20 protein-coding genes are annotated in these 24,439 nt (G+C 47.1%); 16 read left to right on the top strand and 4 right to left on the bottom strand.

Going from position 1 to position 24,439, the window contains the following annotated elements; all coding sequences use genetic code 11:
* The first annotated feature begins 261 nt into the window (after positions 1 to 261).
* From ACLD6A_RS04230 to ACLD6A_RS04200, 7 genes are all read left to right on the top strand, one after another.
* Positions 262 to 2,688, top strand: a complete 2,427-nt coding sequence (locus ACLD6A_RS04230; protein WP_410313690.1) for an ATP-dependent DNA helicase RecG — start codon at positions 262 to 264, stop codon at positions 2,686 to 2,688.
* Positions 2,689 to 2,943: 255 nt separating this feature from the next.
* On the top strand, positions 2,944 to 4,092 hold the full coding sequence (locus ACLD6A_RS04225; RefSeq protein ID WP_410313689.1) for a PfkB family carbohydrate kinase: 1,149 nt from the start codon (positions 2,944 to 2,946) through the stop codon (positions 4,090 to 4,092).
* A gap of 537 nt (positions 4,093 to 4,629) precedes the next feature.
* A complete protein-coding gene (rpsF, locus tag ACLD6A_RS04220; protein WP_004128903.1) occupies positions 4,630 to 4,926 on the top strand; it encodes a 30S ribosomal protein S6 in 297 nt (98 codons plus the stop codon).
* Between the two features lie 141 nt (positions 4,927 to 5,067).
* Positions 5,068 to 5,673, top strand: coding sequence for a single-stranded DNA-binding protein (locus ACLD6A_RS04215; protein WP_004128901.1), 606 nt, complete (start codon positions 5,068 to 5,070; stop codon positions 5,671 to 5,673).
* 108 nt (positions 5,674 to 5,781) lie between these two features.
* Positions 5,782 to 6,030 carry a 30S ribosomal protein S18 gene (gene rpsR, locus ACLD6A_RS04210; protein ID WP_004105399.1) on the top strand — a complete coding sequence of 83 codons (249 nt, stop codon included), beginning with the start codon at positions 5,782 to 5,784 and terminating at the stop codon, positions 6,028 to 6,030.
* Positions 6,031 to 6,046: 16 nt separating this feature from the next.
* Entirely contained in the window at positions 6,047 to 6,493 is a 447-nt protein-coding gene (gene rplI / locus ACLD6A_RS04205) for a 50S ribosomal protein L9 (RefSeq protein WP_004128899.1), read from the top strand.
* A 287-nt stretch (positions 6,494 to 6,780) separates the two neighbouring features.
* Positions 6,781 to 8,286 carry a zinc ribbon domain-containing protein gene (locus ACLD6A_RS04200; RefSeq protein ID WP_410313688.1) on the top strand — a complete coding sequence of 502 codons (1,506 nt, stop codon included), beginning with the start codon at positions 6,781 to 6,783 and terminating at the stop codon, positions 8,284 to 8,286.
* A gap of 94 nt (positions 8,287 to 8,380) precedes the next feature.
* Here ACLD6A_RS04200 and ACLD6A_RS04195 read toward each other — a convergent pair whose 3' ends face one another.
* The 4 genes from ACLD6A_RS04195 to ACLD6A_RS04180 form a co-directional block, all read right to left on the bottom strand.
* Positions 8,381 to 9,643, bottom strand: a complete 1,263-nt coding sequence (locus ACLD6A_RS04195; protein WP_410313687.1) for a hydroxymethylglutaryl-CoA synthase — start codon at positions 9,641 to 9,643, stop codon at positions 8,381 to 8,383.
* 7 nt (positions 9,644 to 9,650) lie between these two features.
* Positions 9,651 to 11,012, bottom strand: coding sequence for a hydroxymethylglutaryl-CoA reductase, degradative (locus tag ACLD6A_RS04190; RefSeq protein ID WP_410313686.1), 1,362 nt, complete (start codon positions 11,010 to 11,012; stop codon positions 9,651 to 9,653).
* Positions 11,013 to 11,070: 58 nt separating this feature from the next.
* Positions 11,071 to 12,291, bottom strand: a complete 1,221-nt coding sequence (locus ACLD6A_RS04185) for an acetyl-CoA C-acyltransferase (RefSeq protein WP_410313685.1) — start codon at positions 12,289 to 12,291, stop codon at positions 11,071 to 11,073.
* Positions 12,292 to 12,457: 166 nt separating this feature from the next.
* The gene (locus tag ACLD6A_RS04180; RefSeq protein ID WP_004136969.1) at positions 12,458 to 13,039 is read right to left on the bottom strand and encodes a xanthine phosphoribosyltransferase; all 582 of its coding nucleotides are present in this window, start codon (positions 13,037 to 13,039) and stop codon (positions 12,458 to 12,460) included.
* Positions 13,040 to 13,195: 156 nt separating this feature from the next.
* Here ACLD6A_RS04180 and ACLD6A_RS04175 point away from each other — a divergent pair, with 156 nt between their 5' ends.
* The 9 genes from ACLD6A_RS04175 (at position 13,196) to alaS (ending at position 24,428) form a co-directional block, all read left to right on the top strand.
* Positions 13,196 to 15,859, top strand: a complete 2,664-nt coding sequence (locus ACLD6A_RS04175) for an ATP-dependent helicase (protein ID WP_410313684.1) — start codon at positions 13,196 to 13,198, stop codon at positions 15,857 to 15,859.
* A gap of 141 nt (positions 15,860 to 16,000) precedes the next feature.
* Positions 16,001 to 16,393, top strand: a complete 393-nt coding sequence (locus ACLD6A_RS04170) for a DUF4418 family protein (protein WP_410313683.1) — start codon at positions 16,001 to 16,003, stop codon at positions 16,391 to 16,393.
* Positions 16,394 to 16,438: 45 nt separating this feature from the next.
* A complete protein-coding gene (locus tag ACLD6A_RS04165; RefSeq protein ID WP_410313682.1) occupies positions 16,439 to 17,650 on the top strand; it encodes an ABC transporter permease in 1,212 nt (403 codons plus the stop codon).
* Positions 17,651 to 17,654: 4 nt separating this feature from the next.
* Positions 17,655 to 18,422: an ABC transporter ATP-binding protein gene (locus tag ACLD6A_RS04160; RefSeq protein WP_410313681.1), complete on the top strand. Its 768-nt coding sequence runs from the start codon at positions 17,655 to 17,657 to the stop codon at positions 18,420 to 18,422.
* Between the two features lie 433 nt (positions 18,423 to 18,855).
* Positions 18,856 to 19,482 (top strand): 30S ribosomal protein S4, encoded by a 627-nt coding sequence (gene rpsD / locus ACLD6A_RS04155; RefSeq protein WP_004105277.1) that lies wholly within the window; start codon positions 18,856 to 18,858, stop codon positions 19,480 to 19,482.
* 589 nt (positions 19,483 to 20,071) lie between these two features.
* Complete coding sequence (locus tag ACLD6A_RS04150) at positions 20,072 to 20,746, top strand: histidine phosphatase family protein (RefSeq protein WP_410313680.1); 675 nt, start codon at positions 20,072 to 20,074, stop codon at positions 20,744 to 20,746.
* 150 nt (positions 20,747 to 20,896) lie between these two features.
* Complete coding sequence (locus ACLD6A_RS04145; RefSeq protein WP_410313795.1) at positions 20,897 to 21,361, top strand: DUF948 domain-containing protein; 465 nt, start codon at positions 20,897 to 20,899, stop codon at positions 21,359 to 21,361.
* Positions 21,361 to 21,606: a hypothetical protein gene (locus tag ACLD6A_RS04140; protein WP_004128853.1), complete on the top strand. Its 246-nt coding sequence runs from the start codon at positions 21,361 to 21,363 to the stop codon at positions 21,604 to 21,606. Before ACLD6A_RS04145 ends, ACLD6A_RS04140 begins: the two co-directional genes overlap by 1 nt.
* Before the next feature lie 137 nt (positions 21,607 to 21,743).
* A complete protein-coding gene (gene alaS / locus ACLD6A_RS04135; RefSeq protein ID WP_410313679.1) occupies positions 21,744 to 24,428 on the top strand; it encodes an alanine--tRNA ligase in 2,685 nt (894 codons plus the stop codon).
* The last annotated feature ends 11 nt before the right edge of the window (positions 24,429 to 24,439 follow it).

The following is a 24,439-nucleotide window of genomic DNA, read 5'->3' as shown; positions in this document are numbered from 1 at the left end:
CTTTTTTGTATTTGCAGATTTTTCGTCGCGCTCGCGTTGTGGCGCTCCAAACGTGCGCGACTTTCCTCGCGTTTGGAGTGTTATATGGCTTTAGACCCTCCAAATGTGAGTTAAGTTTCTCGTGTTTGGAGGGTTTGGTGTGGTGTGGCGCTCCAAATGTGAGTTCAGTTTCTCGTGTTTGGAGGGTTTGGTGTGGTGTGGCGCTCCAAATGCGAGTTAAGTTTCTCGCGTTTGGAGCGCGCTTAAGTAAATGCTTTGCGGATGATTTATAATCGAAATATGCTAAATATGCCCACGAACTCAGCCAAAACGCACGCTGCACTTTCCTCAATAATCAGCAACAAGCGCCGCGTTTCTGCTCTGAAGTCACTTGGCATCATCACAATCGAAGACGCTCTAACTTACTACCCGTTCAGGGTTACAAATCCGCTAAAAATTGCGCGTTTGCGTGATGTTCAAATTGGCGAAGAGATTGCGTTTTATGCTCAGATTCAGTCGATTAACCTTGTGCCAATGAACGCGCGCCGTGGGTTTAGGCTCGAAGTCAACGTTTTGCAAGATCAGCAATCAGCTGCGCAACTTATTTATTTTTCTAAAAATCGCGCTTACGCTAATTGGCTTTCGGCTAAGTTTCGTGTGGGTGAAAACGTTGTGATTGGCGGCGTGTCGAGCGCTTTTAATGGTCGACTTCAGTTTGCGCATCCGCAGATTTTAATAGTAGATTCTTCACAAAATCGCGATAGTTTTAATAAGTCTGCCGATACTGTTGGAAGTGTTGAGGAAGGTTTGGCTAGGCTTTGTGCCCCGCAGCCGGTTTATCACGCAAATTCTAGGATTTCCAGCGAGCATATTCACGAAACTGTGCTTTCTGTGATTTCTGCACTTTCCGCATCTAATCAACCTGCACTTGCGCAATCCTCATCCGCGCAATCCGAGCTTTCTGCATCTAATCAACCTGCTCAGCCCGCGCAACCGGCTCAACCCACACTTTCCGCCCAAATCCCCAATATTCTTCCGGAATCCGTGCTAAAAAAGCGCAATCTTTTGCCTCGCGCGGAAGCAATTTGCGCTATTCACAATCCTCAATCAACCGACGAATTTTACAAAGCTCTTGCCACGTTGCGTTACGAAGAAGCTTTTGTTTCGCAAGTGGCTGTGCTGCAATCTCGCGAAAATTCTAAAAATAATCAGGCAAAATCCTGTAATAATTCTCGTCTTCGCTGCAAATTTACGGAAAGTTTACCGTTTTTGCTTACGAGCGGCCAGCAAGAGGTTATTGACGAAATTATTGGCGATATGCATGAGCGCCGCCCAATGCGTCGACTTTTGCAAGGCGAGGTTGGTTCCGGAAAAACGGTTGTGGCTGTGAGCGCAATGTTGGAAGCAGTTGGATCTGGGTATCAGGCGGTTTTGGTTGCTCCAACTCAGGTTCTTGCGTCGCAACACGCCGAAAATTTGCGGCAGATGATTAAGCGGGCGAACCTAAATGTTCCTGTTATTTTGGTTACTGGCGGCATGAAGCTTGCCGAGCGTCGCCGTGCGCTCGCGAATGTTGCAAGCGGTGAGCCGGCGCTGATTGTGGCCACTCACGCAGCTTTTTCTGCGACTTTTAAGCCGACTAATTTGGCGCTGGTTATAATTGACGAGCAGCATCGTTTTGGGGTTGCGCAGCGAGATGTGCTAATGCGCAAAATGAGCGAAGATTCGCGTGCTGAAGTTTCTTCAATCACCCCGCATCTTTTGGTAATGACGGCAACTCCTATTCCGCGCTCTGCCGCAATGACATGGTTTGGCGATTTGGATGCTTCGTATTTGACGGAACTTCCGGGCGGCAGAAAACCGATTCGCACTTTTGTTGTGCAGGAAGCAGATGCTGGTACTATGGCGCGCATGTTTGCCCATATTCGCTCGCGAATTGACGCGGGGGAGCGTGCTTACGTGGTTTGCGCGCACATTGAGGACGATGATTTAGAAAGCGACGATGATTTAGCGCAGGGCAATTACGATTTATCGCGTAGAAATTCCGACTTATCTCGCGCCGCTTCCGACGATTCAGCAAACTTAACTCCTGCCCGTAAATTGCACACGGTTACCGGCATTTTAAGGCGACTTTCCGCACTTCCGCAGTTCAAAGGTATTAAGTTTGCTCAGCTTACCGGCCGCGACGATGACGCAACAAAGCGCGAAACTATGGAGCGTTTTGCGCGCGGAGACGTGCAAGTTTTGGTTGCAACTACTGTGATTGAGGTGGGCGTTGACGTGCCTCAGGCAAGCTGCATTGTGATTTTTGATGCGGATCGATTTGGTCTTGCGCAATTGCACCAGTTGCGTGGCCGAGTTGGGCGCGGTGGCACGAATTCCTGGGCGTTTTTGGTTGCGCAAACCGATGGTGACACGGTTGCTCAGGAGCGTTTGCAGGTTGTTGAAAATTCCCTTGATGGAGCGGTTATTGCGCAAAAAGATTTGGAATTGCGCAATGTTGGCGACGTTTTGGGCGATTCACAGTCTGGTGGAAGCTCGAGTTTGAAGCTTTTGCGCGTTGTTCAAGATGCGAAGATTATTGCGCAGGCGCGAGATGACGCTGCTGAAATTTTGCGCGACGACGTGCATCTTACGACTTTTACGAATCTTGCTGGCGCTGTTTTAGACTTTACTAGAGGTGGACGCGCGCAAATCGTAAGCAACTAAACTTGCGTAGTCAAGTCTGTCAAGTCTAATCAAATCTAGTCAAGTCTAGACAAATCTAATTAAATCTAATCAAATCTAATCAAATTTAATCAAATTTAATAAATAAAACTCCTAAAATTGTAGTTCCTAGCACAAAAATAAACAAAAATACATAAAATTTTATAAATTTACGTGCATATTATGAGATTTGTGAATATCCTAGAAAGTAAGCAAAGGTAAGGATCATTTGTAATAGCAATAGAGATGAGGCCTACAATGACAGAACGTGAACAGCAAATCTTGGCTTGGATTCAACAAAATCCAATGATTAGTCAACAGGAACTTGCAAATCTTGCAGGCATTACTCGTTCTGGTATTGCGGCTCACATCTCTAATCTCATTCGCAAAGGCTACTTGCGCGGCAAGGGCTATATTGTTACGCCTCCAAGCTACGTAACCGTTGTTGGCGGCATTAGCATGGACGTGCTGGGAATTGCTTGCGGCGATTTGATGGATTACACGTCTAACGCTTCGCGCGTTCGTTACATGCTCGGTGGAGTTGGGCGAAATATTGCAGTTGCTTTGGAGCGACTTAATGTGCGCACAAGCATGGTTTCTGTGTATGGCGGCGACCACAATGGCGAATTGTTCCGCATTGATGCTGCTGCAAACGGATTAGATATTGGTTACGCAAAGCAGCTTCCGGATTCTATGACCGCTTCTTACATGTATGTTGGCGACGCTTCCGGCCAGCGTTTGCTCGCTTTGGATGACATGAGTATTTACGACCACATGACTCCTGATTTTCTGCGCGAACGCATGTCGATTATTGAAAACGCAGATATTTTGGTGCTTGATACTAATATTCCACAGAAGTCGTTTGAGTGGTTGTGTGATAGGTATCGTCGTCCGATTATTGTGCGCGCGATTACGGATGCGAAGGCTCCGCGCGTGCTGTCTAGATTGTCTAGAATTGATACTCTTGTGCTAGATACTGCCGAGTCGCAGGCGCTTACTGGCATTAATGCGATTGACGAGCGTTCCGCGACGCGTTGCGCGGGTGCGTTGCTTAAGCGCGGCGTGAAGAATCTGTTTGTGAATGCTGGTCGCGCGGGTGTGGCTTATGGTGTGGCAGATGAGGGAGTGGCGTTTTACCCTGTGCCTGTAAAGCGTGTGCAGCGAATGATGCTTGCGCACGGTAATGGGAACATTGGCGTTGAAGCTGTTGGGAACGATAACGGTTCTAGCGATGCTGCGACGGCGGCGTTGATTTATGCGCGATATAACGAGTTTGATTCAGCTAAGACTGGTCGTTTTGCGGTTGCTGCGGCGGCTCTTAATACTGAGTCGATGCAGCCTGTGCACGAGTCGCTCAATCCGGAGCTGATTGCTAATCGCATGGTTGATATTCACGAGCGCGCGTAATCGCGACGACCTAAACTGCTCGTGTTGGCGCGACGACATGCTTGAGCGCTGCGATTTAGCGCGCGAAAGTAACTCGGAGCGGAAACTCGCTTAGGTTGGAAGTCCAGTGGACTTCCAACGCGAGTTTCGTAAGCGAGCGCTTATAGTGCGAGCGTTTTGGCTGTCTTGGCGCTCCAAACGTGGGGAACTTATCTCGCATTTGGAGAGTTTAGGAGGGCTTGGCGCTCCAAACGCGCGCAACTTTTCTCGCATTTGGAGAGTTTAGGAGGGCTTGGCGCTCCAAACGTGCGCAACTTTTCCGGCGTTTGTTGTCGTTTTGGCCGGATTCTCCGCTTCCGTCTTTCACTTTTATCTCTTAACTATGTCGTCGCGAGCGCGGGGTAGAATAGCTAAGTTATGTGCGGTTTTAACGCTGCAAGCTGCCTAATTAGCGACTTCTCAGTTAAAGACTAGCGAAATCAGCAAAATGCCGCGCATATTTGCAAACACACTCCTGCTGTGGAAAGTCCATAGCCGATAGTCCGAAGGAGGTGGGTGATGTCTGCACATAAGTATGAACTGATGTTCATTGCAAATCCTGAGCTGGATGAGCACGGTCTTAAGAAGTTGACCGAGCAGTATCTTGAGCTCGTCACCAACGAGGGCGGTTCTGTTGACGGTACCGATTACTGGGGTCGTCGCAAGTTCGCTTACGAAATTGAAGGCAAGACCGAAGGTAACTACGTTGTGGTTAACTACACTGCTGAGCCAGCCGTAAGCGACGAACTTGACCGTGTTTTGAACCTTAACGAGTCTGTAATCCGCACGAAGATTCTTCGCAAGGACGCTAAGTAAATAAGGTAATAAAGTAAATAATTGCAAGATTTAGTAAGATTTAGCTATATTTAGCAAGAATTTAGCAAGAATTTAGTTAGATTTAGCAAGAATTTAGTTAGATCTCAAAATCAAGCAAAAGCGAGAAAGAAAAGGCAAACTATGGCAGGCGAAACAATTATCACTGTTGTGGGAAATCTCACGGCAGATCCTGAATTAAGGTCGCTTTCTAATGGTGCTTCTGTTGCAAGCTTTACCATTGCGTCTACGCCTCGTACGTTCAATCGTAATACGAATCAGTTCGAGGATGGTCCTGCATTGTTTATGCGCTGCTCAGCTTGGCGAGACCTGGCAGAGCATTGCGCTAATAGTCTTTCTAAAGGTATGCGCGTTATTGCGCAGGGCCGATTGTCGCAGCGCTCGTATCAGGCGCAAGATGGTTCAAATCGCACGGTAGTAGAGCTTACTATCGATGAGATTGGTCCGTCTTTGCGTTACGCAACTGCTCAGGTTAATCGACAGACTTCCGCAGCTGGTTTTGCTGGCGGATCTCGTGCAGCTGGAGCTGGTAACGGTGCGAACGGTGCAAGTAATCCTAACTTCGCTCAGGGCGGTTATGCTGGCGGCGCGAATTACGCTGCAAGTCAAGCTGCTTCCAATGCGAATGCTGGAGCAGATCCGTGGAGTTCTGCACCAACGAACGACGGATTTACTACTTTCGGTGCCGGAGCTGATTTCGGCGGCGACGAGCAAGAGCCGGAATTTTAGGCTGTTTACTTAATATTGCTTAATATTATTTGCTTAATACTAATAATTTCATCATCAGTTAAATGTTATGCGAATAAATAGCATAACGGATTTGAGAGAGGACATCTTATGTCACGCAAGAGGCCGCAACCACCGGTCAAGCCTTTCAAGAAGAAGCCAAATCCTCTGAAGGCTGCCAAAATTACTGAAATTGATTATAAAGACGTTGCTTTGCTGCGCAAGTTCGTTTCTGACCGCGGCAAGATTCGTTCCCGTCGTATTACCGGCGTAACCGTGCAGGAACAGCGCAAGATCGCGAAGGCCGTGAAGAACGCTCGCGAAATGGCTTTGCTCCCATACGCCACTACCGGTCGCTGATTGAGAGGTTGTAACAATGGCTGAAACTAAGGTTATTCTTACCAAGACTGTTGCCAACCTCGGTCACTCTGGTGACGTTGTTGAAGTTAAGGCTGGCTATGCTCGTAACTACCTTATTCCACAAGGTTTAGCTTTTGCTTGGAATAAGGGTGCTGCTTCCCAGATTGAGGCAATGCGTCGCGCTCGTTTGGCTAAGGCTGTTGCTACTCGTGAAGAGGCTGTTGCAGCTAAGGCTCAGATTGAAGGCACCGTTGTTGAGCTCGCTGCTAAGGTTTCCGAGTCCGGCAAGCTCTTCGGTGGCATTTCTGCCGAGAAGATTGCTGCTGCTTTGGCTCCAAAGGCCGCTGTGGAAGCTCGCGCAATCAAGGTTGCTGCTATTAAGACCACTGGTGAGTTCCCAGCAACCGTAGCGTTGCATCCAGAAATCACCGCTTCCTTCACCGTGAAGGTTGTGGCTGAGTAGTAGATAGCTCTCGGTAGCAGTTTTGTAAATTTTACGAAATTGCTAGATTGTGAAATTTTACGAGATTTTACGAAACGCGTGTGGCAGGCAGATTGTTGTTTAGCTGTTTGCTTGTTTACTTGCGTTGATTGAACTTAAGCATTGGCTCTGCGCTGTGTTACTTGGGTTTTAAGACTCGCGTAACACCGGCGCAGAGCTTTTTATTATTTGTTTTATCGTTTATCTATTAGAATTGATGCAGGTTATGCGATTTAGCTTATGATTTGCTGCATGATAGAAGGTTTCGTATGTTTTGCATTAATTGTGGTAATCCTATCAATGGTACAGTCAAGTTTTGCACAAAATGCGGTGCAAGAGTAGAAGATGCAGCTTCTCAGCAGCCGCAGGATCAGCAATCACAACAATCGCAGCAGTCGCAGCAGCCGCAACAGACTTACGCGCCTCAGCAGACTCAGCAATACCAGCAATATCAGTCGTCTAATCAATATCAGTCGTCTAATCAATACCAGCCGTCTCAGCAATACCAGCAATCGCAACCGTCGGCTTATACACAGCAGCTTAATCCAGTCAAACCGAAGTTTTCCAAGTTCTTTGCAGCACTAAGTCAACCTAAGAATCTTATTATTGCCGTAATTTCCGCTGTTGTTGTAATTGTGCTAGTTGTATGCACTTGCGTATGGTATTTCCGCTCAAATAATAATTCTTCATCAACTCGCAGCGCAAATTCTAATCTGAATTCTGCAGGTAACAGTTTTAATAACGCAAGCGCATCTAAAGCTTTAACTCAAGACGATATTATCTCAAATGCCGGTAAAGCATACAAAAATTTGATTGATAGCGGATCTTATACTTCTACTAATTTCCCTCAGCATTACAGCTATTACTACGCATTGTGGGATATTGATAGCGACAATATTCCGGAAATGGTTGTTACTGCGTCTGAAAATTTCAATATTGGTGAAGATCAATATATTCACGTATTCTCGTACAAAAATGGGAAGATTGTTTCGTACCCGGACATTATAGATAAGCATGATATTTATGAAGAGCGTGGCACTATCTTCTTCGGTGGTAATCATGACGGTATTGTTGTTGCAAGATCGTATCAAACTCCTGAAAATGATGGTGTTGATGGTCTTCCTTGGCATGTGTATACATACAAAATTAATGGTAAGAGTTTTGATAAATCTACGGTTGACGTTGCTAAGCCTATAGAATTTAAGACCAAATTTACTACAGGCTCGTTGGCTGGTTTGCAAAATTTTGTGTATACAAAATTTGTGTCTGTTAACGACTTAACTGATATAAACAATCTGATTGATACCCCGAATTTAACTCCTGAGCAGAAGAAGATGAATAAAACTATTAATGAGTGGCTCGAAAAAGGGTATCAAGTTTTTTCTGGAACTGTTAAGAGGTTGAGCGCTGAAGAAGCGTACGATTATCCTGGTACTACTCCAAATGATCCAAATGCTAAGGATGAAGTTATGAAATCTCTTAACGAAGGAAACGGTACTTTTGACATTATTGCATTAGATCAGAAGCGTTCAGGTAACGGTTTTCGCACTGGAATGTATGGTGGTTTTATGCCAAGTCACATGATATTTGATCTTGTTTCTGTTCGATTTGATAATTCGGATAAAGATCAGGCTGCGTTTGTTGAAAAGTATGCGGGCAAAAAGATTATGGTTGCGGCTCACCCAGGTGGCTATGATGGTGGAAATTGGATGGAATTGCCGGCTCGTCAGCCTACTGTGGGTGAGATTCATTTGATAAAGGAGTATAGCGAGTAGGGCGGTGGTTAGGCTGAAACTGCGAGGGTGGAATTGCGCGCGGCATAAACTGCGCGCGGCTGAGTAGTTTTGGTCGCGTAATTTGTGGCTCGCTTTAGTTCGAGCGATAGTGACGCTCTTGCGATGATATGCCGTCTAGGAAGAAGTGCGTGCGCTCGCGGTGAGACGTATCGCTTACGAAATCTTCCGGAGCGTAAGGCGCAACGCTAGAAAACATCGCTTCGTAATCTGCAACGCTTAATCGCACTCTAGAATCGAGCATATCCGCGTGCTCTCGAGCAAACAGCGCGTCTTTAAATCCTGGAACAAGAGTTGCGCTAAAGAACTCGCCAACAGCGCCGGAACCGTAAGAAAATAGGCCGATTTTATCGCCGCTTTTAAGTGGAGGAAGCTCGCTATTTTCGCGAGAGCATCCGTCTAACTCAAGTCCGTCTAACTCAAGCAAAGACAACAATCCCAAATACAGGGAACCCGTATAAATATTGCCTACGCGACGACTGTACTTTGTGCTTGTTTCGTAGCGTGAAAGTAATCGATTGCACGACAACTCGCTTAGGTTGCTATTATCGCAAGAATCAGCGCAAGAATCCATCGCCGCTTTAAGCGCTTTCAAACCCATTTTCGTATACGGCAAATGGAAGCAAAGTCCTGCAAAATCGTTGAAATTACAATAGTTTTGCGCACAATACTTTTGCCACACGTCGCAGAAAAATTCTATATACTGCTCGGTCGAAAACTTGCCGCGAGCAAGCGCAGTGTCCTGGTAAACCGGTCTCCAAAAGTCCTGAATATCCGCGGATTTCACAACGCTATCGTCGTTAATTTTAAGCACGTGCGGATTCGCGCTCACAAGCATTGCCACAGCACCAGCACCTTGCGTTACTTCGCCAGGTGTAGCAAGACCGTAACGCGCAATATCGGACGCAATTACAAGCACTTGCGGATCTTTTTCGGCGTGCGCGCGCACGTAGTCGCATGCCATCATCAAAGCTGCAGTGCCGCCGTAACAAGCTTCTTTTACTTCAACGACACGCACCCACGGAGTGAGTTTTAGCAGATTTTGAACGTATAGCGCGCTTGATTTACTTGCGTCGACGCCGCTTTCTGTGCCGACGATTAGCATTTTGAGGCGATTGCTGTCGATGTGAGGTAGGAGCGGGAGGGCAGCTTGGGCGGCGAGGGTGACGATGTCTTGGTGATTTGGTGGCACGGATTGCTCGCTTTGACCGATTCCGATTGTGAATTTATTAGGGTCGATTCCGCGCGCGTTTGCAAGATCTGTGAGATTTAAGTAGTAGTGCGGGGTGGCGAAGGAGATGCGGTCGATGCCGACGGCAAGTGGGGTTGTGGTATTCATTTTTTCCTCAATTTTTACTTGGTTCGCGAAATGTTTTAAGTAATTGCGCAACTTTTTCCGTAGTTCTTTCTGCAGGGCTAAGTTGCAGAAGATTTTTCGCAATCGCCTCGATTTCTTCGCCTTTAGCACCGGCTGCGATTGCAAGATTTGAGGCCTGCAATGACATGTGACCGGCCTGAATGCCGGGGCCGGCCAACGCGCGCAGTGCCGCAAGATTTTGCACTAAGCCGAGGGCTGCAAGCGTGTTTCTAAAGTCGTTTGCGTTTTTGTATTTGCCGATTTTAAGAGCGAGTTTTGCCATTGGAAGAGATGAGATTGAGCCGCCAACAATGCCGATCTGTAGCGGAATTTCAATACGGCCATGGAGTATGGTTTGCTTGTTTAAGCTTTCGGTGTTCCACGTTGACAGTGGTAGGTAGCGACCGGAGCGCGCCGCCCACGCGTGTGCTGCCGCTTCTAGCGCTCGCGTATCATTTCCGGACGCGAGCGCGGCTCCTGCAATGCCGTTTAGGATTCCTTTGTTGTGCGTGGCGGCGCGCTCAGGGTCGCTGGCGGCTAGCGCGCTTAATGCCGCGATTCGGCGTGCGAGGCGCTTTCCTTCATCTTCGCGTTTAGCTTCTTCAAGCCGCCTGGAAGCGAGCGCTTCAACCGGTATTCGCACTTCTGCCGTGGTGGCAACGCGGCTTGTGTTGGTAAGAATCGCCACAAGCGCCTCAACGCCGAGCCAGCTTTCCAGCTGGGCTTTGACGGCTTCGCCCATAGTGTTCACTGTGTTTGCGCCCATTGCGTCGCATGTGTCTACGTCAACCTCGAGTTTGGCGAAGCCGTGCAAAGCTGAAACGCGGCATTTTCGCGCGCCGCCACCCCTTTTACTCATTGATGGGTGTGACTCGTTTGCAACGCGCAGCAGATCCTCAACCTTTGCACAATCCTCAACAATCTCGCTCAAACGCGCCGCCGCGCTCCCGTCCGCGTCTTCAAAAGCGATTTGTGCTGTAGTCACGTATTTCGGCGAGTGCGCAATAATTCCGTATTGTGGCGAGTTTGCAACAATTCCGCCTTCGATACCAGACTCCGCCGCAATCCTAGCCCCATTGCACGCGGCCGCAATTACGGACGGCTCCTCGGTTGCAACCAGCACGTCCCGATCCTCGCCGTTCACAATCAGCCCGCGCACAACTCCAACCGGCAGCGTGTACTTTCCAATCTGATGCTCAATCATATGATTTGCAACATCCGCGGGAATCGTAGTATCAGAACTTTCCGAAAGCTGCTTAAGCAAAAAAGTTGCTTCAGACTCGTTTATCGCGCCATCATTTTTTAAGGTTTTGATGCGATTTTCCACGCTTAATTCACGAAAAGCAGTCATCGAAATCACCTCATGATTTTACCGACTACGAATGCTACTGATTGCTTCGCATTCTAATTTAATTGCTTCGCATTCTAATCTGCATCGCAACGCCAATTCCGCCGCCAACGCAAAGAGCTGCCACTCCGTTTTTCTTATTGCTGTCTCGCAAAGCGTACATAAGCGTCGTCAAAATTCTCGCTCCGCTAGCACCCAGCGGATGACCGAGCGCAATCGCGCCGCCCCTCACATTTAGCTTCGACTCGTCAATATGAAGTTGCTCCGAAACTGCAATGCTCTGAGCAGCAAAAGCCTCATTAATCTCAAACAAATCAATGCTTTCAACGCTGCTTCCGGTTGCGCGTAGCATGCGTTCCATCACGTGTTTTGGAGCGTATCCCATTAAATCTGGGTCGATTCCGCCTTCTGCAAATCCCACAATTTGCGCAAGATATTCAATTCCGTGCTCTTGCGCGTAATCTTTGCTCATAAGTACGAGGGCTGCGGCTCCGTCGTTGATTCCGCTTGCGTTTCCGGCAGTTACGGTAGATTCGCGCTCGCTAACTTCGCGCTCCGCGCCTGAATTTTCGTCCGACGCCTTAAACAGCGTGCGCAATTTCGACAATTGCTCTAAAGACGTATCTTCGCGAGGATGTTCGTCGCGTGTTACAACAGTTCCGTCTGCAAGAGTTACTGGCACAATCTCAGAGTCAAAATCGCCTCGTTTAATAGCGGCAACAGCTTTTTGGTGAGATTTAAGCGCAAAAATATCTTGTGCTTCGCGAGTAATACCAAATTTTGCGGCAACATTTTCTGCAGTAACGCCCATTGCGTCGCCTGTAAAAGCGTCGTTTAAGCCGTCGCGCTGCAGGCCGTCAATAAGCAAAAAGTTTCCGTATTTGTGTCCGCTAAATCGCGAGTTAGTTGCATAAAATGGCACGTTGCTCATACTTTCGGTACCGCCTGCAACAACGACTTGCGCGTCTCCCATTACGATTGCAGATTGTGCTAATCGCACTGCTTTTAAGCCGGATCCGCACACTTCGTTAATAGTCATTGCGCAGCTGGAAGTGTCGAGTCCTGCGCGCAATGCGATTTGGCGAGCTACGTTCTGACCGCTGCCGGCTTGCAAAACGTTGCCAAAAATGGCCTGATCTACGTCGTGAGCGTTAAGACCTGCGCGTTCGATTGCGGCTTTTGCGGCAATCGTTCCTAAATCAACTGAGGAAAGCGAAGATAAGCTGCCGCCGAATTTGCCAATAGGCGTGCGTACAGCGCTCGCAATCACCACTTCAGTCATATGTTTAGCCACCTAATCAATTGTTTGTTGCATTTGAATTGCAACATACCAACCGGACTACTTTATCGTATTCCTGAGCAAAATCGAGAGTCTCAAAAAATTCTTCTCGGTTTTTTCACAATTAGACTTACTCCAGTGAGTTTGTGCGTCTAAATCCGCACACTATTTACTTACGGAACGAAATTGAGCCATCAACAGGATCCATTGCATCCACAATCGCCAGCGAATCCAAGTCGTATCCGGCTTCACGAAGCGCGTCACCACCGCCTTGGAATCCTTTTTCAATCGCAATACCAATTCCGGCAACTGTAGCTCCAGCGTGATCGCAAATATCAATTAAACCTTGCAAAGCCTTGCCGTTAGCCAAAAAATCATCCAAAATAAGCACGCGATCTTCCGCACTCAAGTACTTACGCGACACAATTACCGGAAATTCGCGCTGCTTTGTAAAAGAGAATACGGTGGATACGTATTGGTCGCCATCGAGATTAATTGACTGCGCTTTTTTCGCAAAAACCACTGGAATATTGCCAAAATGACGTGCAGCAACGCAAGCGATTCCAATTCCGGAAGCTTCAATCGTAAGAATCTTATTGATGCCAGCATTGCGGAAATGTTCAGCCCAAGCGGCTCCCATGTGGTCAAACAGCTCAACATCGCACTGATGGTTCAAAAAAGCGTCTACTTTCAAAACGTTTCCAGGTTTTACAATACCGTCTTTTAGGATGCGTTCTTCCAGTTCTTGCACGATGAGCCCCTTCTTGCGTAACTTACATTGCAATTACATTGCAGATTATATTGCAGATTGCATTTGCTTATTAAATTGCAGTACGCTCAAGCATACCCAAACGTGTGACACAAATCACGCAAAAACGACTGCAGTATGTGGTAAACATGTTTAAATGTGTGCGTAATTAAAAAATCTTTACTCGACGGATTAAATCCGCAGCAATCTAAAGCCGTTCAATACGACGGTCCGGCTCTTCTTATTGGAGCAGGCGCAGGCAGCGGTAAAACGCGAGTTCTTACGCGCAGAATCGCCTGGATTTTAAGCCAAAAAGGTGCGTGGCCTAGCCAAATTCTTGCCATCACTTTTACCAACAAAGCCGCTGCTGAAATGCGTGAACGTTTGAGCAATCTTATTGGCAGCGAAGCAAATACCATGTGGGTTTCGACTTTCCACTCCGCATGTGTGAAAATACTTCGCAAATCGGGTCAAAGTATTGGCTTAAAACCGGGATTTTCTATTTACGATACTGCTGATTGCGAGCGTTTAGTAAAAATTATTGCAACCGAGCTTAATGTTGATATTAAGCGTTTTACTCCGCGAAATATTTTGGCGAAGATTTCTGATTGTAAGAATAGTTTGATTGGTTGGCGAGAACAGCTAGACATGTATGCCAACGATTACAAGCCGGGCGTTTTGGGTCAGCAGATTGCGCACGCTGGAAATGCTGAAGCCGTGTATGCTTCGATTTATGCGGAATATCAGCATCGCTTGGCTCAGGCTAATGCTGTTGATTTTGACGATTTGATTATGCGAACCGTGCAGCTTATGCGAGAAGATCCGGAGGTTGCTAAATACTACCGTCACAAGTTCCGCTATATTTTGGTTGATGAGTATCAGGACACTAATCACGCGCAGTATGAGCTTGTTCGAGAGCTTGCGGGAGTGGATGTAAAGCAATCTCGTGCAAACGCAACACAATCTAACGCAAATGCGGTACAGCAGCAGCAAGCACAATCCGTTGATCCTCCTGCATCAATCACCGTCGTCGGCGACTCCGACCAGTCAATTTACGCTTTCCGCGGCGCAGATATTCGCAATATTCAAGACTTTGAAAAAGATTTCCCGAACGCAACGACTATTATGCTGGAGCAAAACTATCGCTCTACGCAAACAATTTTGGACGCTGCAAACGCTGTTATTTCGCATAATCAGGGCCGTAAGCCTAAAAAATTGTGGACAGCTTTAGGCCAGGGCGCTCCAATTTGCGGATATGCTGCAGACAACGCTCAGCAGGAAGCGGCTTGGATTGCTGGGGAAATAGCGCGATTAGCCGGTGAAGAGGGCGTTGCTTATTCGGATATGGCAATTATGTACCGTGCTAATGCGCAGTCGCGTTCGCTGGAAGATGCGCTTGTTAAGGCGGGTTTGCCGTATCAGCTGGTTGGCGGAACGAAGTTTTATGAGCGTCGCGAAGTAAAGGATGCTCTTGCATACTTGCAGTCTATGGCGAATCCGGACGACGACGTGAATATGCGCCGAATTTTGAACGTTCCAAAGCGCGGACTGGGGCCTCGCGCAGAATCTTTGCTAACTCTTTACGCTCAAACACAAGGAGTAAGCTTCTGGCAAGCTTTGGAGCATTTGGAATCAATCGAAGGCATGCCAACTCGCACTGCAGCGAAGCTTAAAGAGTTTCGAGATCTTATGCACAATTTAATGACGTGCATGCAAGATAACGATTCGAAGCCTTCAAAAGTTATTGACAGCATTTTGAAAGACAGCGGTTTGCTGGAAGATTTGCAGCGTTCGGAAGATCCGCAGGATGCTTCGCGCGTGGATAATTTGTCGCAATTGCAGTCGGTTGCGGCCGAGTATGAGCAGAATACGCCGGATGCTAGCGTGGCTGGTTTCCTTGAGACGACGGCTCTTGTGGCAGATTCGGATCAGTTGCCGGATGAAAACGAAGACACTGGCAAAGTTACGTTGATGACGCTTCACACGGCTAAGGGCTTGGAGTATCCGGTTGTGTTCTTAACTGGCATGGAGCAGGGTACTTTTCCGCATGCGCGCGCTTTGGAAGACGATGGCGAGCTTTGCGAGGAGCGCCGTCTTGCTTACGTTGGAATTACGCGTGCTAAGCAGCGTTTGTATGTTACGCGCGCTGCTGTGCGTGCGCAGTGGGGTCAGGCTCAAGATATGCTTCCAAGCCAGTTTTTGGATGAGATTCCAGATGATTTAATTGATTGGAAGCGCAAAGAGGCTGATGTTAATCGTTGGGGTGCATCGCGTGAGCGCAGAGGCAATTTTGGCGGCGATTTCAATAGTGATTTCGACAGCGATTTCGGTGGCTGGGATGACGATTACAGCGATGCTTTTAGCGAAAAAACAACTTACGGCGGAAGCGCTTACGGATCTAAATCTTATGGATCTAAATCTTATGGATCTAGGTCGTACGGATCTAGGTCGTATGGATCTAAATCTTACGGCTCCGGCAAATCTTACGGATCTTCTTACGGATCTTCTTACGGATCCAGCTCGTCTTATTCTAAATCGAATTGGTCTAAGTCAAGCTCTGTAAAAACGCGCAAAATCACAGCAAAATCCGCGTCGTCAACAAGCTCAACAAAACTTGGCTCATCTTCTTCAGTTGTAGACAAAGACAACAATCTCAATATTCAAGATTTCCAAGTTGGAGACAAAATTACGCACGACACTTACGGTTTGGGAACTGTTCTTGCAACTCAAGATAAGGGCAGAAACTCAATTATTACAGTTGATTTTGGTTCTGACGGCGTAAAGCGCTTAATGCTTCGAGTTGCACCAATCGAAAAATTGTAAAATTTCGTTTTATGCGGTTCAAGGTAAGATATTTTTTAGCAGGGACGTGGCGCTTGAAGGTGTGGGCGCCGAGAAGCGTGTTGCATTAAGGAAAATGCAGCACTAAAAGATAAATAATATACATTTAATGAGGTATCAATTATGAAAAACAAATTATTCGCATCAATTCCATCTATTATTTTGGGCATATTGATTGCTATTGCTCCGTTAACTTTCGCAAAAGTTTGCCAAACTGAAGGCGGAATGCATATGGCATGCTACTACACTGGTCGCGCTGCCCTTGGAATTGGCTTAGTTATTGCAGTTCTTGGAATTGTTGCGCTTTTTGTTAAAGAAAATGTTCGCATCGGTTTGAGCATTGCTGTAATCGTGAATTCTTTGCTTATGATTGCTGTTCCAACATTCCTTATTGGCGTTTGCAAGAGCCCAATGATGCATTGCGCATCGGTTACGCGCCCAACGCTGATTGTTCTTTCTGTGCTCTCATTGGTGTTCGCAGCTATTTCCGTGTATTTGGATAGCAAAGAAGACTAATAGCTAATAGCATAGCTTGTAAAACGGCTTAATAAAGCAAAAATTATGCGCACTATTACGCTAAAGCGTTTGCCGCTGGAAAATCTTAAACGAAAGCCGCTTAGAACTGCCGCATTGCTGGTAGCTGCAGCGTGCTTATCTGCCATATTTTTCGGCGGCTCGCTTATTTCTATGAATCTTGCGCAAGGCTTGAACAGTATGCGCGCACGCATGGGAGCCGACATTATGGTTATTCCAAACGGCACGCATACTAAAGCTGAGGCGCTACTTACTAACGGCGGATCAAGTACTTTTTACTTCACCAATAATATTGAGGATTTAGTTAGACGTTCGCCTGGCGTTCAAAAGGCGAGCGCTCAAACGTACATTTCCTCACTTTCTGCAGGATGCTGCGCGGAAAAGCTGCAGATTATTGGTTTTGATCCGGATTCCGATTTTGTTATAGGCCCTTGGATTTATTCGCAGCATAAAAAGACTTTGCACAAAGGCGAAATGATTGCTGGAGCAAACGTACTAGTTTCCTACAAGAATACTGTTCGGCTTTTTGGTCACCAATGGCCGGTTGTAGCTCAGCTCGCAAAGACTGGCACAAGCATTGATAATTCTGTGTTTGTGCGACGAGAAAGCGTGCCGCAAGTAGTTGAGTATTCTACAAAAGTGCATCATACCGCCATTCCAAAAGAGTACGCAAAAAAAGCAATTTCTGCAGTTTTAGTGAAGGTACGCAAAGGTTATAGTGCTAAACAAGTTGCGCAAAATATTAAAAAAACAACTGGGCTTTCTAGCATTGGCATAGTTTTCCCTGGAGGAATTACAGCAACAACTCAGGCTAATCTTGGCGTTTTTACGCGCTCGCTTACTTTTATAATTGCCGCATGTTGGATTGTTGGATTGCTTGTGCTGATTGTTGTTTTTGCAACTTCGCTAAATGAGCGCAAAAAAGAGTTTGCTTCTCTTCGCATACTTGGGTTTACGCGAAAAATGCTTTTGGGTGTTGCTACGCGCGAATCTGAAATACTTGGTTTTGCGGGTGGAGTTATTGGAGTTGCGTCTGCAAGTCTTATAATCTTCCCTTATAGTTCGCTTATTTCTTCACAATTGCAGCTTCCGTATTTGGAAGTTACGGCACTTCCTGTAATAGCTTTGATGGCTGTTAGCATAGTTCTTTCACTGCTTTCGGTTGTTGCGGCTTCGGCGCTTACAACATGGCGTATTGCAATGCGTGAAACGTATTTGACTCTTCGAGCAGGGGAGTGATTAGATGTGCGAAAAAACGGTATTAAATAGCGAAAAATCGCCTGTTTCAGTGCTGAATCTTACTCGCGTAACTAGAGAGTTTATGCGACGAAAGCACAGATTCTCTGCGGTAAATAACGTAAGTTTTTCGCTAAATAGTGGCGATTTTGTTGCAATTGTTGGAAAATCAGGCAACGGAAAATCTACTTTATTGAATTTGATTGCCGGATTGCTTAAGCCAACTCACGGAAGTGTAACGGTTTTAGGCAAGGAGATTTCCGCGCCTGAATTTAGCGATGGGGAAGTATCTAGATTGCGCGCGCAAAATATAGGTTTTGTTACGCAATCGCAAACGCTTTTGCCGAATCTTACTGTGTATGACAATATTCTTTTGCCTGTGCAGATTGCTAAAAGCGGCGGTCAAAAAAGTAGTGATCAAAAAAGTAGTGATCAAAAAAGCAAAAGTACAGACGTTGAAGATTACTACTCAAATCGCGCTCTTGATTTTTGCAAACGCTTGCATATTGAAGATTTGCTGTGGTGCTATCCAAAGGAGCTTTCCGGCGGCGAGATGCGTCGCGTAATGATTGTGCGCGCGCTAATAAACAATCCAAAGCTTCTGCTTTTGGACGAGCCTACTGGAGATTTAGACCCAGAGCACACTCTAATAGTGGTGGAAATGTTGCGCGAGGCTGCAAATCTTGGTGCGGCGGTTCTTATGGTAACGCACGATTCTGAAGCTGCTCGAAGCGCAGATTGCACCTACACAATGGATGCTGGCTCCCTTCACTAAAATTAGTTCTCGCGTTTGGATGGTTTGGTCTGGCGTATCGCTCCAAATGCGCGCAATTTTTCCCGCGTTTGGAGTGTTTTCGGGCTTTGAATGCTCCAAACGTGGGTAGTTTTTCTCGCGTTTGGAGGGTTTAGTGTGGGTTTGCGCTCCAAACGTGAGGAATTAAAATATCAACAATTATTCTTACTGGTGTGTAGAATTAGAAACGATGCCTATTTTGTGTAAGCATCATCTGGAGCCTTAGCCCATCAGTGGGTCGGCGCGCGGTAGTTATGGCGTTATTTCAACGTTTTAATACTTACGCGTTCGTGTGTTAGCACGAAGAAGCACTGGAGAGGCCGGCTCAGCGTGAGTAATTTTTAGGAGATTTTACGATTGACTAAAAGTTTGGCTCGCGTTCCGTTCAGATAACGACAGAATTAAAGGATTAGTTATGACTAATATTCAGCGTTCTCGCCGTCAGGTGCGTCTTTCTCGCGCCCTCGGCATCGCTTTGACCCCAAAGGCTCAGCGTATCTTCGAGAAGCGCCCATATGCTCCAGGTGAGCACGGCCGCACTCGTCGTCGCACCGAGTCCGATTACGCAGTACGTCTTCGCGAGAAGCAGCGTCTTCGCGCTCAGTACGGCATCTCCGAAAAGCAGCTTCGCGCTGCTTACGAGAAGGGTACGCACACTGCAGGCCAGACCGGTGACGCAATGCTCACCGATTTGGAAACTCGTCTTGATGCTTTGGTTTTGCGCGCAGGCTTTGCTCGCACCACTGCCCAGGCTCGTCAGTTTGTTGTACATCGTCATATTTTGGTTGATGGCAATCTTGTTGATCGCCCATCTTACCGTGTCAAGCCAGGCCAGACCATTCAGGTTCGTGCCAAGAGCCAGACCATGGTTCCATTCCAGATGGCTGCAGAAGGCGTTCATCGCGACGTTTTGCCAGCAGTTCCTGGTTATCTCGATGTGAATCTTGCCTCTTTGAAGGCTACTTTGACTCGTAAGCCGGAAGTCGATCAGATTCCAGTTGAAGTCAACATTCAGTACGTCGTCGAATACTACGCTCGTTAATTCGCCGATTTAATTCTTAAGGACATACCGCTTGACCCCTGTTGCGCATTCGCGTGGCAGGGGTCAATGCGTTTCGCTCTGTGGACGCTGATTTCTGTTGTTTAGAGAACACTAACATCCGTGCTGCTGACACACCGCGCCAAGCACTCTTCCTACCACACCAAAAAACACTAGCGGTTTTACTAATAGTGGGAGATAGGAATTGCTTGGTCGAGCAATATAAAAGCGGAGCGATAGTAATATCTTTTTGATAAATAAATATTTTTGAAAGAAAGTAAGTAAAAAACTAAACTTAACTATGCAACTTTTAAGTCTAAATAAGGTATAAGAGCGTAGCGCTGTCCTCACGGCTAATCGCCGTTCGGCTGAGCTTGCACGGAAAGTCCACTGGACTTTCCGTCTGAGCAAGCTCACGCTCCGAGTTGTTTTCGCGCGCGCAATGCTTCGCTCAAGCAGGTCGTCGCGCTAGTAATTCCTATCTCACACAGCCGCACAAGAAACCTGCCAGCCAAACACCAGCCAAAACTCGCGCCACAATAAACAAAATCGCAACTAAAACATATGTACCGCGTAGTGCAATAATGGAGCTATGTTGCTGCATCTTTATTTAGTGCGTCACGGTCAGACGCTATTTAATCGTTACAATCGTCTGCAAGGCTGGTCAAATTCTCCGCTTACCGAAAAAGGTTTGAAGGATGCGGACAAGGCTGCAAAAAAGCTAGAAAATATTACTTTTGCTGCAGCTTACTGTTCGGATACTACGCGTGCGCAAATCACGGCTCAGCGTATTCTCGACGCAAACGAGGCTGCCGGTAACGCGCGTCCAAAGCTTGTAAGCGATATGCATTTTCGCGAGCAATGCTACGGCTATTTTGAAGGCCAAGATATGCAAATGGCTTGGTGGGCTGCGGGTGCTCCTAACGGAGCTAAGACTTATAACGAAATCGTTGAAAAGTTTGGGCTTGCAGCCACGCGCGACATGCTTAAAGAGGCTGATCCTTTCCACGATGCAGAGTCGGATATTGAGTATTGGACTCGCGTAGAAGACGGTTTTAAGCTTATCGCCTCAAATTCTTCGCTTAAAGATGGCGATAACGTGTTGCAGATTTCGCACGGAAATACGCTTTTAAGTCTTATGCACCGTTTTGCACCTGCTGGTTACGATTTAAGCGAGCGTCCGGAAAATGGAAGCGTAACCAGGCTCGATTTTGACACTACTAAACCTATTGATAACGCTATTACTATTCAAGGCTACAACGAGTAGATTTTTGCTGCAGCTTTCTTAACGTATGCGTCGTTACCGTTCGTTAGTCTTAAGTCATTGCGAATGGTTTTAACTGTAGTCTGATTTGCTGTTGTATTAGCTTTCAGCGCTGTGAAGTCTTAAGCAAAAATGGTACAGAAAGAGGTTACGATGAGCGTTGGAGACATAGCTGCTCTTATTGCCGCGATTGCGTTTACTGTGCTTTCGGTTTTTTTGATTTATCCGCTAATTAGATTGGGCAAGCTGTTCGATCAGATTGCGAAAACTGTCAAAGAGTCTGGTGAGCATGCGATGCCCGCAATTGATGAGTCTGTGACGACGATTAAGCAAGTTAATAAGACTCTTGACGATGTGAACGCTGTTTCAGGTGCTACGCGCACGACTGTTACAAATATTGGTGCTCTTACTGATTTGTATGGTGCTTTCCTTGGAAAACCTATTGTTAAGGTTGCGGCTGCCGGCTACGCGCTAAAAGACACGGTTGCTTCTTTCTTTAATAAGCCTACTGTTCCGACCGATTCTCATTCTACTGGCCGTCATGCTGCAAAAGAATCTTCTAATAGCTCTGCAAGCAATAGCTCTGCAAGCAATAGCTCTGCAAGCAAGGGGGAGTAATGTTCAAGCGCCTATTTTGGATGTGTGTTGGCATTGTAATTGGTGTGCTTGCTGTAACAAAAGCGCGTGCCTACTTAAAAGCCAAAATGCCTGATTCTGCTCGCAAATTTGTGTTTAGTAAAGAGCCGGAAAATATTACTTTAAGCACAATATTGGGATTGTTTAAAGATTTTAATGAAAGTCGTAAAAAGCATGAGGATGAGCTTAATTCTCGTTATGCTCACAGTCGTCATGAGGATTTTTAACTAATCTTTTGCTGCTTAGACTTGCGTTTTTACTAAAATGCTAGTTGAAAAAGTTTGTTTAAGTTAAGTGTTGAAGTACTATATTGAATGTTTGCATGACAAGATCTTGCTAAAAATTACACAAGGAGTTCGTACGTATGCGCACAGCAGAAATTGCAAAGCGTTATCTTGACTATTTTGCTAAAAATGGTCATATGGTCGTTCCTTCGGCATCCCTAATTTCGCCGAACCCAACGACGCTTTTTACTATTGCCGGCATGGTGCCGTTTATTCCTTATTTGCTTGGTGAGCAGACGCCTCCTTCTCGACGTATGGCTTCGAACCAAAAGTGCGTGCGCACTCTTGATATTGACGAAGTTGGTAAGACTACTCGTCACGGAACCTTCTTCCAAATGGTTGGTAACTTCTCCTTCGGTGATTATTTTAAGGAAGAAGCAATCCACTACGCTTGGGAGCTTTTAACTAGTCCGCAAGATAAGGGCGGCTACGGTTTCGATCCTGAAAAGCTTTGGGTTACTACTTACACTGATGACGACGAGGCTCGCGCAATTTGGAAGAACGAGGGCTTTGATCCAGAACACATGCAAGTTTTCGGCATGGAAGATAACTTCTGGACTACCGGCGGCCCTGGTCCTGGCGGCCCATGCTCCGAAATTTACGTTGATCGTGGCCCTAAGTATGGTCGCGACGGCGGTCCTGCTGCCGACGAATCTCGTTTTATTGAGATTTGGGATTTGGTTTTTGAAAACTACCAGGTAGATAACGTCAAGTCTAAGACTGATTTGCATATTGCTGGCGAGCTCGATCAGAAGAATATTGATACCGGCGCTGGTTTGGAGCGCTTGGCTTACCTTATGCAAGGTAAGGAAAATATTTACGAAACTGACGAAGTTTACCCAGTTATTGAAGCTGCAGAAAAGCTTAGTGGCGTAAAGTACGGCGATAATAACGATGCTGACGTGCGTTTCCGCGTTGTAGCAGATCACGTGCGTTCCGCTTTGATGATTATGAGCGATGGCGTGCGCCCAAGTAATGTTGGCCGCGGCTACGTGCTTCGTCGTCTTCTTCGTAGAACTGTTCGCGCAATGCGTATGCTTGGCGTGCATGATCCAGTTTTGCCAACGCTTTTCCCAGTTTCTAAGGGAGCTATGGAGCCAAGCTATCCAGAGCTTAACGATACTTTCCACGAGGTTAGTGAAGCTGCCTACGGTGAGGAAGATGCTTTCCGTCGCACTCTTGAAAAGGGCACAACTATTCTCGACTTGGCTGTTGAAAAAGCTAAGAAAGAGAAAAAGGACGACCCTATGGTTGGCGGCTCAGACGCGTTTACTTTGCACGATACTTACGGCTTCCCAATTGAGCTTACTCTTGAGATGGCAGCCGAGCAGGGTGTTAAGGTTGACGAGGCTAAGTTCCGCGAGCTTATGAGCGAGCAGAAAGGTCGCGCTCGCGCTGACGCTTTGAAGAAGCGTCACAACGTGGACGTTAGCGTTTACGACGATATTAAGAAGGCTCTTGAAAAGCCAATCGACTTCCTCGGTTACACAGACTTCTCAAGCCGTTCTAACGTTTTGGCAATTGTTGAAGCAGGCAAGGGCTCTGTTAAAAGCGTTACCGCTCCTGCAAACGTTGAGATTATTCTCGACCGCACGCCATTCTATGCTGAGCGCGGCGGCCAGATTGCTGATCAGGGCGAGATTATTTCCGACGACGGCGCAATTTTGGAAGTTGACGACGTTCAGCGTCCAATCAAGGATTTGATTGTTCACAGCTGCCGTTTGACTGAAGGAACGCTTAGCGTTGGCGCTCCTGTAAACACGAATATTGACCAGGTTCGCAGGGCTGCTTTGGCACGTTCTCACACTGCTACCCACACTCTTCACAAGGCTTTGCGTGAAGAGCTTGGTCCGCAGGCAACTCAGCGCGGTTCTGTGGTTGATCCAGATCGTTTGCGCTTCGACTTCCAGTGGCCAAAGGCTGTTGAAAAGGATGCGCTTTCCCGCGTTGAAGCTCGCGTAAACGAGCGTATTCGCGACGATTTGCAGGTTGTTCCTAAGGAAATGCCAATCGACGACGCTTTTAAGCTTGGAGCAATGCACTTGTTCGGCGAAAAGTACGGTGACGTTGTGCGCGTGGTTGAAATAGGCGACGGTTGGAGCCGCGAGCTTTGCGGCGGTACTCACGCTAAGAGCACCGGAAAGATTGGTATGGTAACTATTCTTTCCGAGTCTTCTATTGGCTCTGGCGTTCGCCGTATTGACGCTCTTTGCGGCGAGGCAGCATACGAGTATGGCGCTCGCGAGCACACTTTGGTGGCTCAACTTGCAGACATGGTTAATGCTCGCCCAGATGAGTTGGCTGAACGTTTGGAATCTTTGCTTAGCAAGATGAAGGATTCTGATCGTAAGCTTGCAGCCGTTTACGAGTCTCAGCTTGCAGATTCTGTTCCAGCTTTGATTGAGTCCGCTAAAGCTAGTGCCGGAAGCGTTAAGTTGGCTGTTAAGAACGTTGGAAACTTCGGATCGTTTGAAACTCTTCGTAAGACTGTTCTTGACGTTCGCTCTCGCCTAGGTGAGGACCTTCCTGCAGTAGTAGTTTTGAGCGGCGTAAACGAGGATGATAAGCCAATGGTTGCAGTTGCAACTAACGAGGCTGCTCGTGGCCTTGGTGCTAAGGCTGGTGACTTGGTTCGCACTGCTTCCAAGGTTCTTGGCGGCGGTGGCGGCGGCAAGCCAGACTTCGCTCAGGGCGGCGGCACAGACGCTTCTAAGATCGACGAAGCGTTGGAAGCTGTAAAAGCGCAAGTTGCTGAGCTCGCCTGAGTCTCGTAACT

This window comes from Gardnerella sp. Marseille-Q9691 (genome assembly GCF_046507715.1).
GTDB classification, from domain to species: Bacteria; Actinomycetota; Actinomycetes; order Actinomycetales; family Bifidobacteriaceae; genus Bifidobacterium; species Bifidobacterium greenwoodii.
The sequence above is the reverse complement of the archived record's forward strand: the minus strand, read 5'-3'. Positions and strand labels throughout refer to the sequence as shown.